The sequence below is a fragment of the Hoskinsella mucinilytica genome (assembly GCF_045223415.1).
In the GTDB taxonomy this organism is placed as follows: domain Bacteria; phylum Bacillota_I; class Bacilli_A; order Erysipelotrichales; family Erysipelotrichaceae; genus Hoskinsella; species Hoskinsella mucinilytica.
On sequence record NZ_JBEQZJ010000062.1, the window covers coordinates 1 to 15,931 of the forward strand.

A 15,931-nucleotide genomic window follows, 5' to 3' on the forward strand; every position below is an offset into this window, starting at 1 on the left:
AAGATGATCATAAAAAAGAAAAAAATGAGTATCGATGATGCTCTAGATTTACTAGAAGTAGAGGAAAGCTTAAGGCCTCAGATATTGAAGTTACTAGAAGAAGATAATAAGATCCGGCACTGATTTAAGTGCTAAGCAGATGGAAGCGTTAGTTAAGATGATTTTAGAAAATCAGATTAATCATCGCTTTTTTTTCTTGATATGGGATAAATGATGGTACCGATAACATAATAGAAAAAAAGCTTTATAAATCAATTTAATAAATATTTTTATGAAAGTATTGACAAATGATTGTAACCGCTTTATACTGTAAACGAAGGAACCGGTACCACAATAAAGGAGGAACTAATATGAATTATGAACAAGACGCAAAACTGATCGTAAAAGCGGTTGGTGGAAACACAAACATTATCTCTGTGGCACATTGTGCTACTCGCTTACGTTTTGTATTAAAAGATGAAGCTAGTGTTGATGAAAAGGCTTTGGAGTCACTGGATGTTGTTAAGGGAACCTTTTCCACGAATGGTCAATATCAAATCATTATTGGGGCAGGAACTGTTAATATGGTTTGTGATGAAGTGAGCAAAATCATTGGTCAACAGACAAATGAGGGAGAAAACAAAGAGGAACCAAAACAAAAAGGTCATCTTGTACAGCGTGGAGTAAAACTGTTGAGTGATATTTTCGTACCAATCATTCCTGCAATCGTTGCCGGTGGTTTATTGATGGGCTTGTACAATGTATTGAGTGCACCATTCTTTGAAGGTGGAACAATGTCCATCATTCAGATGTATCCACAATTTGAAGGATTAGCAACCATGCTGAATACCTTCTCTAATGCACCATTTACCTTTCTTCCGATATTAATTGGTTTTAGTGCAACAAAGAAATTCGGTGGTAATCCTTTTTTAGGAGCTGCCATGGGTATGATCATGGTGCATCCGGATTTATTAAATGCATATAATCTTGGAAAACCGGAGTTTACTGCACCTATTTGGAATCTATTTGGATTACAGATAGAGGCAATCGGATATCAAGGAACTGTATTGCCTGTTTTACTTGTATCATGGATTTTAGCAACCATCGAAAAGAAACTGCATAAAGTAACACCTAGTTGGTTAGATAATCTAACAACACCACTTGTCGCAATCATGATTACCGGCTTTTTGACCTTCTTGTTTGTGGGTCCGGCCATGCGTGCAGTAGGTGATGGTATCTCCTTTGGTATTACTTGGGTCTATCAGACTTTAGGTTTTGTGGGAGGCGCTTTGTTTGGTGGCTTCTATGCTCCAATCGTGATTACCGGTATGCATCACAGCTTTATCGCAATTGAAACACAATTGATTGCGGATGCGGCAACGACAGGTGGAAGCTTTATCTTTGTGACTGCTTCTATGAGCAATGTTGCACAAGGAGCTGCCGTATTGGCTGTATTATTGATTACGAAAAATGAAAAAATTAAATCTTTATGTTCTGCATCAGGTATCTCTGCATTGTTAGGAATTACAGAACCTGCAATGTTTGGTGTAAATTTGAAACTTCGTTATCCTTTCATTGCTGCTTGTATCGGTAGTGCATGTGGTAGTGCTTGGATAGCCTTTACGAAAACATTGGCGATTGCATTAGGTGCAGCAGGTCTTCCAGGATTTATCTCTGTTCATCCTAGCCATTGGTTACAATTTGGAATCGGCTTAGTGATTTCTATGGCAGTAGCATTTGTTTTAACCCTTGTACTTGGGAAAAGAGAAGCTTTAAAAGCAGAAGGATCTAAAGAAACACAACCGTTGGTAGCTCATGAGGAAGAAAATGAAATTACTGAAGGAATCAAAGGGAATGTTTCCATAGCGTTACCATTAAGTGGAGTAGTAAAACCGATAGAAGAAAGTAGTGATCCTGTCTTTGCGCAAAAGACCATGGGAGATGGTATTTTGGTCCTACCAACAGATGGTATGGTATATGCACCGGAAGATTGTCGCATTAAATTTGTATTTCCTACCAAGCATGCCATTGGGTTAACAACAAAATCCGGAGTATCTCTATTGATTCATTGTGGTATCGACACCGTACAATTAGAAGGAAAAGGATATGAAACTTTTGTAGAACAAGGTGACGTTGTGAAAAAGGGAACTTTATTATTGAAATTTGATATTGCGGCAATTCAAGCTGCCGGTTATGCAATAGAAACACCTGTGGTCGTTACTAATTTAAAGGAAGGACATCAATTGGAGAATATCGTGAAAGGATCATTAGCATATGGAACTGAAGCATTTACCATTGTTGGATAAGGATCTGGCTATGGATCAAAAGGCATATGAAGCTCATTATGCTGCATTTGCGGAAGAAAGAAATAAGGTACAAAAGGATCCTTGGAGATTACATTATCATATCATGCCACAAAGTGGATGGTTGAATGATCCAAATGGATTATGTCAATTTCATGGTATCTATCATATTTATTATCAATATTCCCCCTTTGATGTAGAAGGAAAAACAAAGCTTTGGGGACATATGACTTCAAAAAATCTACTACAATTTCAACAGGAAGAGCCAGTCCTGTTTCCTGATTGTAGAGGGGATGAAAGAGGTGTCTATTCCGGTTCTGCCTTCATTAAGGAAGATACCATTCATTACTTTTATACCGGTAATGTAAAGCTGTTTGATCAACCTTATGATTATATCAATGAAGGACGAGAACAAAATACGATTCATGTAAGTAGTCAAGATGGATATCATTTTAGTGAGAAAGAGCTTGTTTTGAATAATCAAGATTATCCATCTGATATGAGTTGCCATGTAAGAGATCCTAAGATTTATGAAAAAGATGGTGTTTACTATATGGTACTAGGTGCTCGAGATCGAATGAGTCGTGGTTGTGTTTTGATGTATGAAAGTACAGATCTAAAGCAGTGGAACTATAAGCTAAGGCTTTCCAGTGAACAGGAATTTGGTTATATGTGGGAATGCCCGGATTTATTTTCTTTTGATGAACAGTACTTTTTGATTACCTGTCCGCAAGGAGTCCAACAACAAGGATATCGATTTGCGAATGTTCATCAATGTGGATATTTTCCATTGGATATAGATTTCACAACAGGATCCTATGAATTAAAAGAATTTCATGAGCTTGATCATGGGTTTGATTTCTATGCACCACAAAGCTTTGAAGATGAACAAGGACGAAGGATTTTGATTGGATGGATGGGGTTACCGGATATTGATTACACCAATCCAACTACAAAACAAGGTTGGCAACATGCCTTGACCATGCCTCGTGTCATTACTCATCGAAATGGCATCTTATATCAAACACCGATCGAAGAGATGAAAGAGCTTCGTCAAGAGGAAATACACACAAACACAAAGGACTTTTCTTCCTTAAAGCTTTTAGAGGATTGTTTTGAAATGCGTATTGATGTTGAGCAAGAGGATGACTTTGTGCTACAATTAAGAAAAGGCGCTACCATATCCTATCAAAAGGAAACCAAACAATTCACTTTAACGTTAAAGGAATGCGGATATGGAAGAACTAATCGTACAACAGTGTTAAAGGAATTAAGCAAGTTAGCGATTTATGCGGATACTTCATCTTTTGAAATCTTCGTGAATGATGGAGAAACGGTATTTACCACACGAGTATATAGTAAGCATTGCGAAAATAACGTTTGTTTCTTAAGCTGTGATATGATTGGTGATATCCGGTTTTATCGATTAGGTAGTATCAGCATTGATTAAGAAATGAGGATGAATATGAAAAAATTATGTGCAATCGGAGAAGCATTGATCGATTTTATCCCTGAACAAAAAGGACAACGATTAAAGGATGTACCTCGATTTAAAAGAGTAGCGGGAGGTGCGCCTGCCAATGTTGCGGCGAGTGTCGCTAAACTTGGTGGGAAAGCTAAATTTATTACACAACTAGGTGAAGATGCATTTGGAGATCATATCATGGAGGTATTTGATGCTGTAGGCGTAGATACCAGTGATATTGTACGTAGTAAAGACGCAAATACTGCATTGGCTTTTGTTTCATTGGCCGCCGATGGAAACCGTGACTTTCTATTTTATCGAAAAGATTGTGCAGATAAAAATCTTGATCCAAAAGATATATCTTCATCTGCATTAAAGGATTGTGGTATTCTACATTTTTGTAGTGTAGATCTTGTGGAAAGCCCTATGAAACAAAGTCATAAAAAACTTATTGATATGGCGATGAAAGAAGATATCATCATTAGCTTTGACCCTAATGTAAGATTAAATTTATGGGATACAGAAGAAGCGTGCAAAGATGCGATTCATGAATTCTTGCCATATGCAGATATCATAAAGATATCTGATGAAGAATTAGAATTTATTAGTGGGTTTACTGATATCGAAACGGCATTACCTTTCTTTTTCAAGGATCGTTGTCAATTCTTGATTTATACCATGGGCAAGGATGGTGCACGTTTATATCAAAGAGATCATTCCATGGTAAAGGCGAAAGGGTATTGCGTCGATGTATTCGATACCACAGGTGCAGGAGATTCCTTTATCGGTGCATTTTTGTATCAGTTATTATCAAACGATTGTTTAGATCTCTCAGCAATATCTAAGGAAGAACTTACAGAATTTCTTGTATTTGCGAACTTGTATGCGGCTCATACAACAACCAAAGAGGGAGCGATTGATGCAATGGCCACATTAGAAGAATTAACAGCATTTCAAAAAAACACGATCATCCAATGAAACAAGTGATGAATATAGCGAAACCTAATTTTCGCTGTATTCATCTTTTTATTATTATTCGCAAAATTAACTATAACAAGATATATAAAAAAGGGAGCAATTATCGTTATATACATAAAAGCGCTTTCAGTATATCATAAATAACGTAATAGATTTCAGTATGGGTGGAATATGTGACAGATTTCCTCGCATATAGAGGATAACTCACACAACAATGTTATTCTTTAATCCTACTAAATATATCGTAAAAGGAGGAATTATGATATGAAGAAAGGGTTGAATATCGTTGTTTCATTAGGACTTACCATGACCAGCATTGCGCCAAATGCATTGCTGAATCCTGTGATGGCTAAGCAAGCTGAAGTAAATCCTACTGGTACAGATGATCAACAAAAAGCTGTGAAAGATGGTATTTTAGAACATTGGAAGTTAGATGCTGCCACTGCGAAGGGAGAAGAAATCTGTTCTGTAGCAGATGGTTGGTTACATTTGGCCTCTACCATAAACAATGGCAATGGGACAAGCGCACAGGCTGGCTATCCGGCAGTCTTTGTAAATGATGCGACTTTTGATTTTACAAAACCGGGATTCTTTAAAACGAAGATGAAAGCAGAAAGTGATGCATCTCAGACCAGATTTGGTTTTTATCTGGGATATCAAGATCCAGGTAATGGTTTGTTTATCGGATATGATAAAGAAGGCTGGTTTTGGCAAAAATATCAAAATGGAAATGGGGAATGGTATCAGGGTGAGAGAATACCGTCTTTGGAAAAAGGTAAGGAAAGCTTGATCAGGATCGAATGGGATGAAAACCAAGAAGTAAGTGTTTTGATCGATAATGAGCTTGTATTTGAACATTTGGATATTTCAGGGATGTCTTTGAGTAATCAGATCGGTATCAAGGCCGGCAGTTATCAAGGTACAGAAATCAGTGATATGTATTTAACCGAAATGGATTATACCGGTTTACATGCAGAAGCACAAATTTCATATGCGGTATCAGGGCACTTAATGGATGAAATGAAACAACCGATTGCGAATGCTAGAGTACGTATAGGGAAAACAGAAGTGCAAAGTGATGAAAATGGAAATTTCAAATTTGATAAAGTATTTATCAATGGCGAATATCATATCAAAGTGATGAAAGAAGGGTATGAAGCTTATGAAGGAACCTTTACCATAGAAGATGGAGATAAAAGCATTCCTGATATCACGCTAACACAAGCTCAACAAGCCTCTACCTATGCAATGGAAACATCTGAAATGAAGGTGGATTTATATGAAAACTTCCCTTCTGTACAGAAATACACTATGAAAAGTGATGCATTAAAGAATAAAATCATGTATGGTCAAAGTGAACAAATCAATACCGTAGAGATCAATGGCGTTTCTATCAAGCTAAATGATGAAGATGTCAGTGTGGATCATTTGGGTACCAAAGCAATCTATACCATGCAGGTTCAAAAGGAAGAAGCACATATTGATGCAACGATCAGCGTTGAGATCAGTTTGGATGGAAATAAGTTATTCTTCCATGTCACGAAGATCGAAAATCATTTAAGTGATCATCAATATCCTGTACAGACGTTATCTTTCCCTCAACATTCTTTAGTTTCTGTTAGAAGCAATCAAAGCAATGCATCTTTTACGGGAGCTGTCATGTCTAGTAATACACAAGCATCAGGAGATGAAACCATCGCTGTCACAAAAGTTATGGACGATATCCGTGATAGGGATTATATGTATGGTTTCTTATCTAATGATGAATTAAGTGCCGGCATATGGAGTAACTCCGAGCATAATGGTCGTGTGGTGGCAGCACCTGTTGAGGGTGGTAGTCAAAATACCAGAATCTTAGCATCAACAAGTGAAACCGATACTTATAAATCTTTGGGACTTGCCAGTGCTCCTTGGTATTATCATAGAGTAGTTACGGATTCTAAAGGGGTATCGCATATGGTTGAAGAAACTGAAATGCCGAAAATGTCCGTTGTCATCACCGGTGATGAAAATCATGATCAAACAGTCAATTGGCAGGATGGTGCGATTGCATTTCGAGAAATCATGAACAATCCTTATAAGAGTGAAGAAGTACCTGAATTAGTAGCTTGGCGAATAGCAATGAATTTTGGTGGTCAGGCACAGAATCCATTCTTAACGACCTTAGATAATGTAAAAAAAGTTGCGTTACATACAGATGGATTGGGACAGTCTGTGTTATTAAAAGGATATGGTAGTGAAGGACATGATTCCGGTCATCCGGATTATGGCGATATCGGTAAAAGAATTGGTGGTGCAAAAGATTTTAATACTTTGATGGATAAGGGAAAAGCGTATGGAGCAAGATTTGGTGTACATGTGAATGCAAGTGAAATGTATCCGGAAGCGAAGGCTTTTGATGAGGATTTGGTTAGAAGAAACGGTAATAATTTATCTTATGGCTGGAACTGGTTAGATCAAGGTGTTGGAATCGATGGTATATATGATCTAGCATCTGGTTCAAGAGAAAAAAGATTCAAAGAACTAAAGGACCAAGTTGGCGATCGTATGGACTTTATCTACTTAGATGTATGGGGAAATCTAACGGCATCCGCAGAGGATTCTTGGGAAACACGTAAAATATCCAAAATGATCAATGATAATGGTTGGCGTATGACAACTGAATGGGGATCAGGAAATGAATATGATTCTACTTTCCAGCATTGGGCTGCCGATCTAACCTATGGTGATTATACTTCCAAAGGTGAAAATAGTCAGGTGATGAGATTTTTAAGAAATCATCAAAAAGATAGTTGGGTCGGTGATTTCCCAAGTTATGGAGGTGCCGCAAATGCTCCACTTCTTGGTGGTTATAATATGAAAGATTTTGAAGGATGGCAAGGTCGTAATGATTATGACGCATATATCAAAAATCTATATACGCATGATGTTTCTACAAAATTCATCCAGCATTTCAAGGTGACAAATTGGGTCAATGATCCTTTGAATAAGGATTCTGTATCTGATGCTTCCATCAACAATGGAAATGAACAAATCACACTACAAGATGATGCAGGTAATATCGTTGTGATCTCTAGAAAAACCAATGATACCTCAAGTGATGATTATCGTTATCGTACCATGACCCTAAATGGAAACATTATTTTAGAAGGTGTGGTATCTGCAGGAGATGGAAGTAAAAAAGGAAATGAAAGTTATTTAATTCCATGGAACTGGGATGCACAAAGCGGTGCTTTTGTAGACAGTAGGGATGAAAAGCTATATCACTGGAATACACTAGGTGGAGAAAGCAATTGGAAGCTTCCGGAAGATTGGAAGAACTTAACAAATGTGACTGTATATAAATTAACTGATTTAGGCAAAACCGAAAAACAAAAGGTTCAAGTCGTAGATGGAAGTATTACACTCCATGCAGAAGGAGAAACTCCATATGTAGTTTGTAAAGGGGAAGAACAGCAAATTGATATTACATGGAGCGAAGGAATGCACATTGTGGATGCGGGTTTCAATGGAGGATTAGCATCGCTAAAGGAAAATTGGGATATCCAAGGAACTGGAGAAGCGACCATTGCAAAGAGTCAGTACAGCAATCCGATGTTGAAGCTTTCTGGAGAAATTTCCACTACACAGACATTGAGCGATTTGAAAGCCGGTAAGCAATATGCGCTATATGTTGGAGTGGACAATCGAAGTGAAGGAAAAGCAAGTGCGATCGTTTCAGCAAATGGCAAAGTATTAGCTCAGAATTATACAGAAGAAAGTATCGCAAAGAACTATGTAAAGGCATATACACACAATACCAATTCTGCGACCGTAGATGGAAATAGTTATTTCCAAAACATGTATGTATTCTTTACGGCACCAAGTGATGGAAGTCAAGTAGCATTAACATTACAGCATAGTGGCGATGATAAGGATACTTATTTTGATGATATTCGTATCATAGAAAATAATTCAGATAATATCAAGCTAGATGAATCAGGTCATTTGATTTCCTTTACCAATGATTTCGAACAAAATGTACAAGGTATTTATCCATTCGTAGTCAGTGGGATTGAGGGTGTTGAAGATAATCGTACGCATTTATCTGAGAAACATGCTCCTTATACACAAGCTGGTTGGGATGTGAAAAAGATGGATGATGTCTTAGATGGTGATTGGTCTGTCAAGGTCAATGGGTTATCTGAAGCAAATACGTTAGTATATCAAACCATTCCACAAAATGTTCGTTTTGAACCGGGGGTAACTTATAAGATTCGATTTGATTATCAAGCAGGCTCAGATCATACGTATGCAATCGCAATTGGTCATGGAGAATATGGTTCCAGTGATATTACATTGTTGCCATTGAAAAAAGCTATGGGAACTACAAGCACTTATGAATTTGAATTAACGGGTGCATTAGAAAGTGATTCTTGGTTTGGGATTTATTCTACAGATCAAAAGGCAGATTATCAAGGACTTGATCCAAATAAAAAAGAAGATCAAAATCCGATTAATTTCGGTGGCTATAAAGATTTCGTTCTTGATAATTTAAGTATTGAAAAACAAGAAGAAACCATTGAAAAAGATGATGTAGTTGCCAAATTAGAAGAAATGAGTACAACATATCAAAGAAAAGATTATACCGCAACAACATGGAAGGTATACACAGAAACGATGATGCAAGTACGTGTATTACTGAATAAGGATATGAGCACAAAAGAAGATGTGGTACAGGCTCATCGCTTATTACGTGCATTGGAAGGTTATATGGAGACGGCATCAGGAAATGAAGCAAGTGCCGACTTTGATATAGATCAAGAAAACTATGAAGTATCTGCTGGAAGTGCACAAAGTGTATATGAAAATGAAGGACCGGTAGAGTTTGCACAGGATGGCAAAGATAATACTCATTGGCATACAAGCTGGTCAGATACCAACTTAGACGATGCATGGTATCAATTTGATCTAGCAGAGCCAACCACAGTGGATGGACTTCGTTATTTACCAAGATCAGGTGGAGTCGTAAATGGAAAGATCAAAGATTATGATTTGATATTGACAACTGAAGATGGAAAAGAAACCAAAGTGTCCGGTACGTTTGATACCACGACAAAATGGCAGAAGGTTTCATTGAAAGACCCAATAAAAAATGTCATCAGCGTGAGATTGAAAGTAAATTCTTCTATGGGACAATCAGATGGGGAAACAAATAAATTTGCTTCTGCTGCAGAATTGCGTATCACGACACCAAGAGATATCGAAGATACCGTACAAGTTGAAAAAGGAATGTTAGAACAGATATTCCATACCTTAAAAGATATAGATCAAGCGCTTTATACACCGGAAAGTTATGCATATCTAATGGAAAAGGCTACTGCTGCAAAGGCTGTTCTTGCCGATGAACATGCAACTCAATTTGATGTAGAGCTGGCTTTGGCAAATCTACAAGATGCAATCAAGGCATTGAAACTAAAAGACACCGAGGTGGATAAAACAAATCTTTATGAAGCAATCCAAAATGCAGAAAAAGTAGATACAAGCAAATACACCGTCGAAAGTGTTGATGCATTCCACAAAGCATTAGAGAAGGCAAAAGCAGTTTGGAAAGATCAGGATGCGAGCGAGGCTGATGTAAAAGATGCGCTGCTAGCTCTTACAAAAGCTCAAGGTGATTTGATTTTAAAAGGGGAAGAACAAACCAAAGTAGATAAAACTGCGTTGATGCAAAAACTACAAGTTGCGTTAACAAAGAATCAAAAAGATTATACAGCAGAAAGTTTCCAGAACTTGCTTGATGCCATTAAGAAAGCAGAAGATGTGCTTGCTAATGAAGAAGCAACACAAGAACAAATCAATCAAGCATATATGACGTTAGATCAAGCCATCAATGCATTGGTTCCAGAAAAACAGTCAGGAACAGATGGTAAACCAGGAGCAGATGGAAACCCAGGTACTGATGGAAAACCGGGAACAGATCATGTAGAAACAGGAGATACTACACAAGTAGGATGGTTGTTGAGTCTTGCCATCTTATCCGGAGGTGCTATTCTCATTCTTGTAAAGAGAAAAAGAAAAGCAGAATAACAATGAAAAGAGTCCATTCCTATGGGCTCTTTTATCATCTGCTTTAGTATATAACATATGGATATATTTATATTAAATTAGGACTGTCATAGAATTACCGATATCACAAAATTATCTTAGATATTCGACTTTCATCTTTTTTTTTAAACTTCTTAAGCAAAAATATCATTGTTATAAAATATAACATTTGGATATATATTGAATACTTCATTATCTTTTTTTTATTTATCACAATGTTATAATGCTATTGTGAAAGCGCTTCATAAAAGTTTTGGGGGATGTATAAAAACATGAGCGATTTGCTATTACAAAGCAAAAGCTAATGTTGAGAAAGGATAAAGAAATGAATATGAAGTTAAGTGCAAAAGAAATTTATTCCTATGGGCTTGGAGCTTTGGGAAAGGACATGGTATGTGGATTGATATTCACATATTGCATGATTTATTTTACAGATGTGTTAAAGCTTAGTGCCAGCTTTGTAGGTACCCTGTTTTTCTTTGCGAAGTTTTGGGATGCCGTCAATGATTTAGGAATGGGCATGATCGTAGATAATACCAAAACTAAGTGGGGGAAATTTCGACCATGGTTAGCCATCGGTACCTTGATCAATGCAGTTATATTTGTCTGCTTGTTTACTAATTTTCATTTAAGTGGCACTTCCTTATATATCTTTGCGGCAGTAATGTATATTTTATGGGGAATGACCTATACCATTATGGATATTCCATACTGGTCAATGCTTCCTAATCTTACCCAAGATCCTGTGCAACGAGATCGCCTGGCAGTAATACCAAGGATCTTTGCGTCTATTGGAGGAAGTCTTTTGGTAGGAGGCTTTGGGTTACAGATCATGGATGTATTGGGACAAGGAAATGCACAACAAGGGTATACTCGCTTTGCTTGGGTCATTGCCATTGTATTTGTGATAGGGATCGGTTTTACGGTATGCAATGTGAAAAGTGCAGATAAAACAACCAATGTGAAACAAGATAAAACTAGTTTTCGAAAAATGATCAAGATCATCAAAGAAAACGATCAATTACATGTTGCCATTGCAGTCATACTAACGTTCAATTTCGCAATGCAGATCATAACGGGTATTTCTACGTATTATTTCATTTATGTGGCAGGTAGTAAATCGATGTTCTCGGTATTTACAATGTTTGCGGGCTTTGCGGAAATTTTGGGACTGCTTCTTTTCCCGAAGATCGCCAAAAAAATCAGAAAAGATCAGGTTTATTTTTTCGCAAGTGGTATTCCGATCATCGGTTTGAGCATTCTTTTGATCACAGGATTTATTGCGCCACAAAATATGATACTGACCGCATTGTCAGGTATTGGTGTAAAATTTGGATCAGGACTTCAACTAGGTATCGTGACTGTTGTACTTGCGAATGTAGTAGACTATGGAGAATATAAATTCGGAACAAGAAATGAATCCATCACCTTTTCTATTCAGACATTGCTTGTGAAATTCACGAGTGCTTTGGGAGCATTATGTACAGGCTTTGCTTTAGATATCACAGGTTATTTACCAAATGCTACCCAAAGTATGGCCACCATACAAGGTATCCGCTTTTTAATGATCGGTATTCCTATGATCTTTGTTGTCCTATCCTATATCATATATAAAACGAAATTTCAACTTCATGGAGCCTATTATAATGATATTATGAAAGCTTTAAATCAACGTAAAAAGGAAATCACAGAGCAACCTAAGGAAGATATCTTAGAACAGAAAGCAGAACAAGTCATCACTATGCGAAGAGGAGAAACTTATGCCAATACAGTATCATGAAAATACAAGAACCTTTCATTTATATAATGATAATATCAGTTATATCTTTATGATATTAAAAAATGAACAACTAACACAACTTTATTATGGAAAACGATTAAAGGATAAAGCAGACTTTCATTATCTATTAGAGCTAAGACAACGACCGATGTCACCTTGTAGTTTTGAACATGATCTAACCTTTTCCATGGAACATATACGTCAGGAATATCCAAGTTACGGTCATGGAGATATGCGACATCCTGCTTATGAAATATTAAGTAACAATGGAAGTAGAATATCAGAGTTTACTTATGTGTCCCATCATATTATAAAAGGAAAGCCGACCTTAGAAGGCTTACCAGCAACTTATTGTGAGAAACAAGATGAAGCGGATACGTTACAGATCATGCTTCATGACGATGTCTTAGATATGGATATGGTGTTATCTTATACGATCTTTACCCATGTCGCAGCTATCGCAAGAAATACTAAATTTATAACCAATTCGCAATCAGCGATTTTGACCAATGCAATGAGCATGAGCGTAGATCTGCCTGATAGTGAATACGAAATGATAGAATTAACAGGGGCATGGTCAAGAGAGCGAGAAATTAAAGAACGTATGCTGGAACATGGAATGCAATCGATTTATAGTATGCGTGGTTGTAGTTCTAATAATTATAATCCATTTCTTGCTTTAAAAAGGAAAGAAACAACAGAAGAACACGGAGAGGTTTATGGTTTCAGTCTTGTGTACAGTGGCAATTTTTTGGCAAGTGTAGAAGTCGATACTTACGAAGTTGCACGTATTCGTATGGGAATCCATCCTGATACCTTCCATTGGCCATTATCACAACATGACAGTTTTCAAACACCAGAGGTCATCATGGTGTATACGGATCAAGGTATGAATGCAATGAGTCAAGTCTACCATGAACTTTATCAAAAACGACTTGCTCGAGGAATGTGGAGAGATCGAGTCAGACCAATCCTTATCAATAATTGGGAGGCTACTTATTTTGATTTTAATGAACAAAAAATATTGAATATCGCACAGACAGCGAAACAACTTGGCATAGAATTGTTTGTATTAGATGATGGATGGTTTGGAAATAGAAATGATGATCATGCAGGATTGGGAGATTGGTACCCTAATCTTACAAAATTACCAAATGGGATCAAGGGTCTGTCTGAAAAGATTGAAGCAATAGGACTTTCTTTCGGTCTTTGGTTTGAACCAGAAATGGTAAATAAGGATAGTGATCTCTATCGTTTACACCCGGATTGGATCTTACAAACACCACAACGAAACAGTTGTCATGGAAGAAATCAATATGTGTTAGATTTCTCTAGAAAAGAGGTTGTGGATGGAATCTATCAACAAATGTATCAGGTTTTATCCCAGGCTAAAATATCTTATGTGAAATGGGATATGAATCGTTGTATGAGTGAGGTATATTCCAATGGTTGCGACGCTGAGCATCAAGGCTGTGTGATGCATCGCTATATTCTTGGTGTTTATGAATTATATGAACGTTTGATTCATGACTTTCCTCATATACTATTCGAATCTTGTGCAAGTGGAGGAGCACGCTTTGATCCGGGTATGTTATATTATGCCCCACAATGTTGGACAAGTGATGATACAGATGCATTAGAACGTATAAAAATTCAATATGGAACAAGCATGGTTTATCCTATCAGCTCCATTGGTTCTCATGTATCCGCAACACCAAATCATCAACTACTAAGAAACACACCAATTGAAACCAGAGCTAATGTTGCTTATTTCGGTACCTTTGGTTATGAGTTATATCTGAACCAATTAAGCAAAGAAGAACAGGATAAAGTAAAAGAACAGATCAAGTTTATGAAACAGCATAGAAAGCTGATTCAATTTGGAACCTTCTATCGTCTACAAAGTCCATTTAAACACAATGTTAGTGCATGGATGGTAGTATCAAAAGATCAAACAGAAGCCATTGTTGGATATTATAGAACTCTACAAGGTGTCAATGGTGCTTATGAAAGAATTCGTTTACAGGGTTTATGCCCTGATTGGAATTACCATGTATCCATAGAGGATCATGAACATTATGGTGATGAGCTAATGCAATATGGATTGATCACCAGTGGCTCATTCTCAGGAGAAAATAAAGAAAAATACAATGGAAGTAATGGAGATTATCAATCTAAACTATATCATCTAAAAGTAATAGAAGCATAAAAACCAGGCGTAATTGCCTGGTTTTATAATCTTTCATCTTTATGTGGATCCTCACTTCTTATCTCATTTTTACCGATTCGTTTCTCTTTACGATAGGTGCTTGGTGATATTCCGGTCACCTTGTGATAGGCCTTAGAAAAAGCCAATTGATTAGCATAACCACAAGAATAAGAGATAGAGTTGATAGGAAGATCGGTTTTGGTCAATAGATCATTTGCTTTGGTGATACGAAATTTCAATAAAAACTGTTGTGGTGACATATGCAGTTGTTTTTGAAAGATAGAAGATAAATAAGAACGATGGAGTCCTACATAATCTGCAATATCATTAACAGTTATAAAATTTTGATAATTTTTCTGAATAAATTCAATTGCTTTATTGACATGAATATTTTCGCTACTAATTTCTGTTTTATATTCAATGTTTGCACTTGCACTTAAATAAGAGAAAAATTCAAAGAGCTTTCCTTGTATATATAACTCATTACTATAACTCAAAGTATTGTGCGTAATCATGCTATCGATCATAGTAGAAAGTATTTCTATTTCATCACAATGAGTTTTCAAATGATCTTTATCCAATCCACAACGCTTAAGATAGGTTTCTGCCTTCAAACCATCAAAGCCAATCCAAACATACGTCCAAGGATCTTCTTCATCTGCTTGATAGAACGTGACCTCTCCTGGTAGGATCAAGAAAGCATCACCTTGTTCTATTTTATAATTTCTTTGTTTGGCAAAATAAGTGCCTTTTCCCTTAATACAATAATGAATCAAAAAATTATCTCGTACGGCAGGTCCATAGGAATATAAGGAAGGGCATTCTTGTTTCCCACAATAAAGTAAATAAAAATCAGTAAAGGCATCATTTTTGATTTCAAGACTAGAATACATGCTATCACCTCGTTAACTATATTATACATAAGTTGAAGCTATGAAAGAAATAGTTTTGTCATAATTATTGAATTTTTAAACTTGTGTAAGCGATTCGCAAAGACAGTAAAAAAAGGGAATTCCTATTTTATAATAAAAAAGTCTATTAAAGTCTTGCAAAAAAAGGTAATAGACATTAAAATAGTAACTGTTATATGTTTGTGATGCTTTTTTATTTATATATATTTATTTACAATC

General features: G+C 36.6%; 7 protein-coding genes. 6 read left to right on the forward strand and 1 reads right to left on the reverse strand.

From position 1 onward, the window contains the following. Window positions 1-350: 350 nt before the first annotated feature. The 6 genes from UGRO018_RS16390 to UGRO018_RS16415 all read left to right on the forward strand — a co-directional run bounded on the left by UGRO018_RS16390 (window position 351) and on the right by UGRO018_RS16415 (window position 14,801). On the forward strand, window positions 351-2,285 hold the full coding sequence (locus UGRO018_RS16390; protein ID WP_416327585.1) for a sucrose-specific PTS transporter subunit IIBC: 1,935 nt from the start codon (window positions 351-353) through the stop codon (window positions 2,283-2,285). Next, window positions 2,254-3,732, forward strand: coding sequence for a glycoside hydrolase family 32 protein (locus UGRO018_RS16395; protein ID WP_416327586.1), 1,479 nt, complete (start codon window positions 2,254-2,256; stop codon window positions 3,730-3,732). The genes UGRO018_RS16390 and UGRO018_RS16395 overlap by 32 nt, the downstream gene beginning before the upstream one ends. Window positions 3,733-3,747: 15 nt before the next feature. Further along, window positions 3,748-4,725 (forward strand): carbohydrate kinase family protein, encoded by a 978-nt coding sequence (locus tag UGRO018_RS16400; protein ID WP_416327587.1) that lies wholly within the window; start codon window positions 3,748-3,750, stop codon window positions 4,723-4,725. Window positions 4,726-4,989: 264 nt separating this feature from the next. Next, complete coding sequence (locus tag UGRO018_RS16405; RefSeq protein WP_416327588.1) at window positions 4,990-10,794, forward strand: endo-alpha-N-acetylgalactosaminidase family protein; 5,805 nt, start codon at window positions 4,990-4,992, stop codon at window positions 10,792-10,794. A gap of 343 nt (window positions 10,795-11,137) precedes the next feature. Continuing rightward, on the forward strand, window positions 11,138-12,592 hold the full coding sequence (gene melB, locus UGRO018_RS16410) for a melibiose:sodium transporter MelB (RefSeq protein WP_416327589.1): 1,455 nt from the start codon (window positions 11,138-11,140) through the stop codon (window positions 12,590-12,592). Continuing rightward, complete coding sequence (locus UGRO018_RS16415) at window positions 12,573-14,801, forward strand: alpha-galactosidase (protein ID WP_416327590.1); 2,229 nt, start codon at window positions 12,573-12,575, stop codon at window positions 14,799-14,801. The genes melB and UGRO018_RS16415 overlap by 20 nt, the downstream gene beginning before the upstream one ends. 23 nt (window positions 14,802-14,824) lie before the next feature. Here the strand turns inward: UGRO018_RS16415 and UGRO018_RS16420 are convergent, their stop codons facing one another. After that, window positions 14,825-15,694 carry an AraC family transcriptional regulator gene (locus UGRO018_RS16420; RefSeq protein ID WP_416327591.1) on the reverse strand — a complete coding sequence of 290 codons (870 nt, stop codon included), beginning with the start codon at window positions 15,692-15,694 and terminating at the stop codon, window positions 14,825-14,827. Between the last annotated feature and the right edge of the window lie 237 nt (window positions 15,695-15,931).

What these genes read in the sequence shown, in the direction of transcription:
- UGRO018_RS16390 (WP_416327585.1), top strand. Translation starts at nt 351, where the DNA reads ATGAATTATGAACAAGACGCAAAACTGATCGTAAAAGCGGTTGGTGGA.
- UGRO018_RS16395 (WP_416327586.1), top strand. Translation starts at nt 2,254, where the DNA reads ATGGAACTGAAGCATTTACCATTGTTGGATAAGGATCTGGCTATGGAT.
- UGRO018_RS16400 (WP_416327587.1), top strand. Translation starts at nt 3,748, where the DNA reads ATGAAAAAATTATGTGCAATCGGAGAAGCATTGATCGATTTTATCCCT.
- UGRO018_RS16405 (WP_416327588.1), top strand. Translation starts at nt 4,990, where the DNA reads ATGAAGAAAGGGTTGAATATCGTTGTTTCATTAGGACTTACCATGACC.
- melB (WP_416327589.1), top strand. Translation starts at nt 11,138, where the DNA reads ATGAATATGAAGTTAAGTGCAAAAGAAATTTATTCCTATGGGCTTGGA.
- UGRO018_RS16415 (WP_416327590.1), top strand. Translation starts at nt 12,573, where the DNA reads ATGCCAATACAGTATCATGAAAATACAAGAACCTTTCATTTATATAAT.
- UGRO018_RS16420 (WP_416327591.1), bottom strand. Translation starts at nt 15,694, where the DNA reads ATGTATTCTAGTCTTGAAATCAAAAATGATGCCTTTACTGATTTTTAT.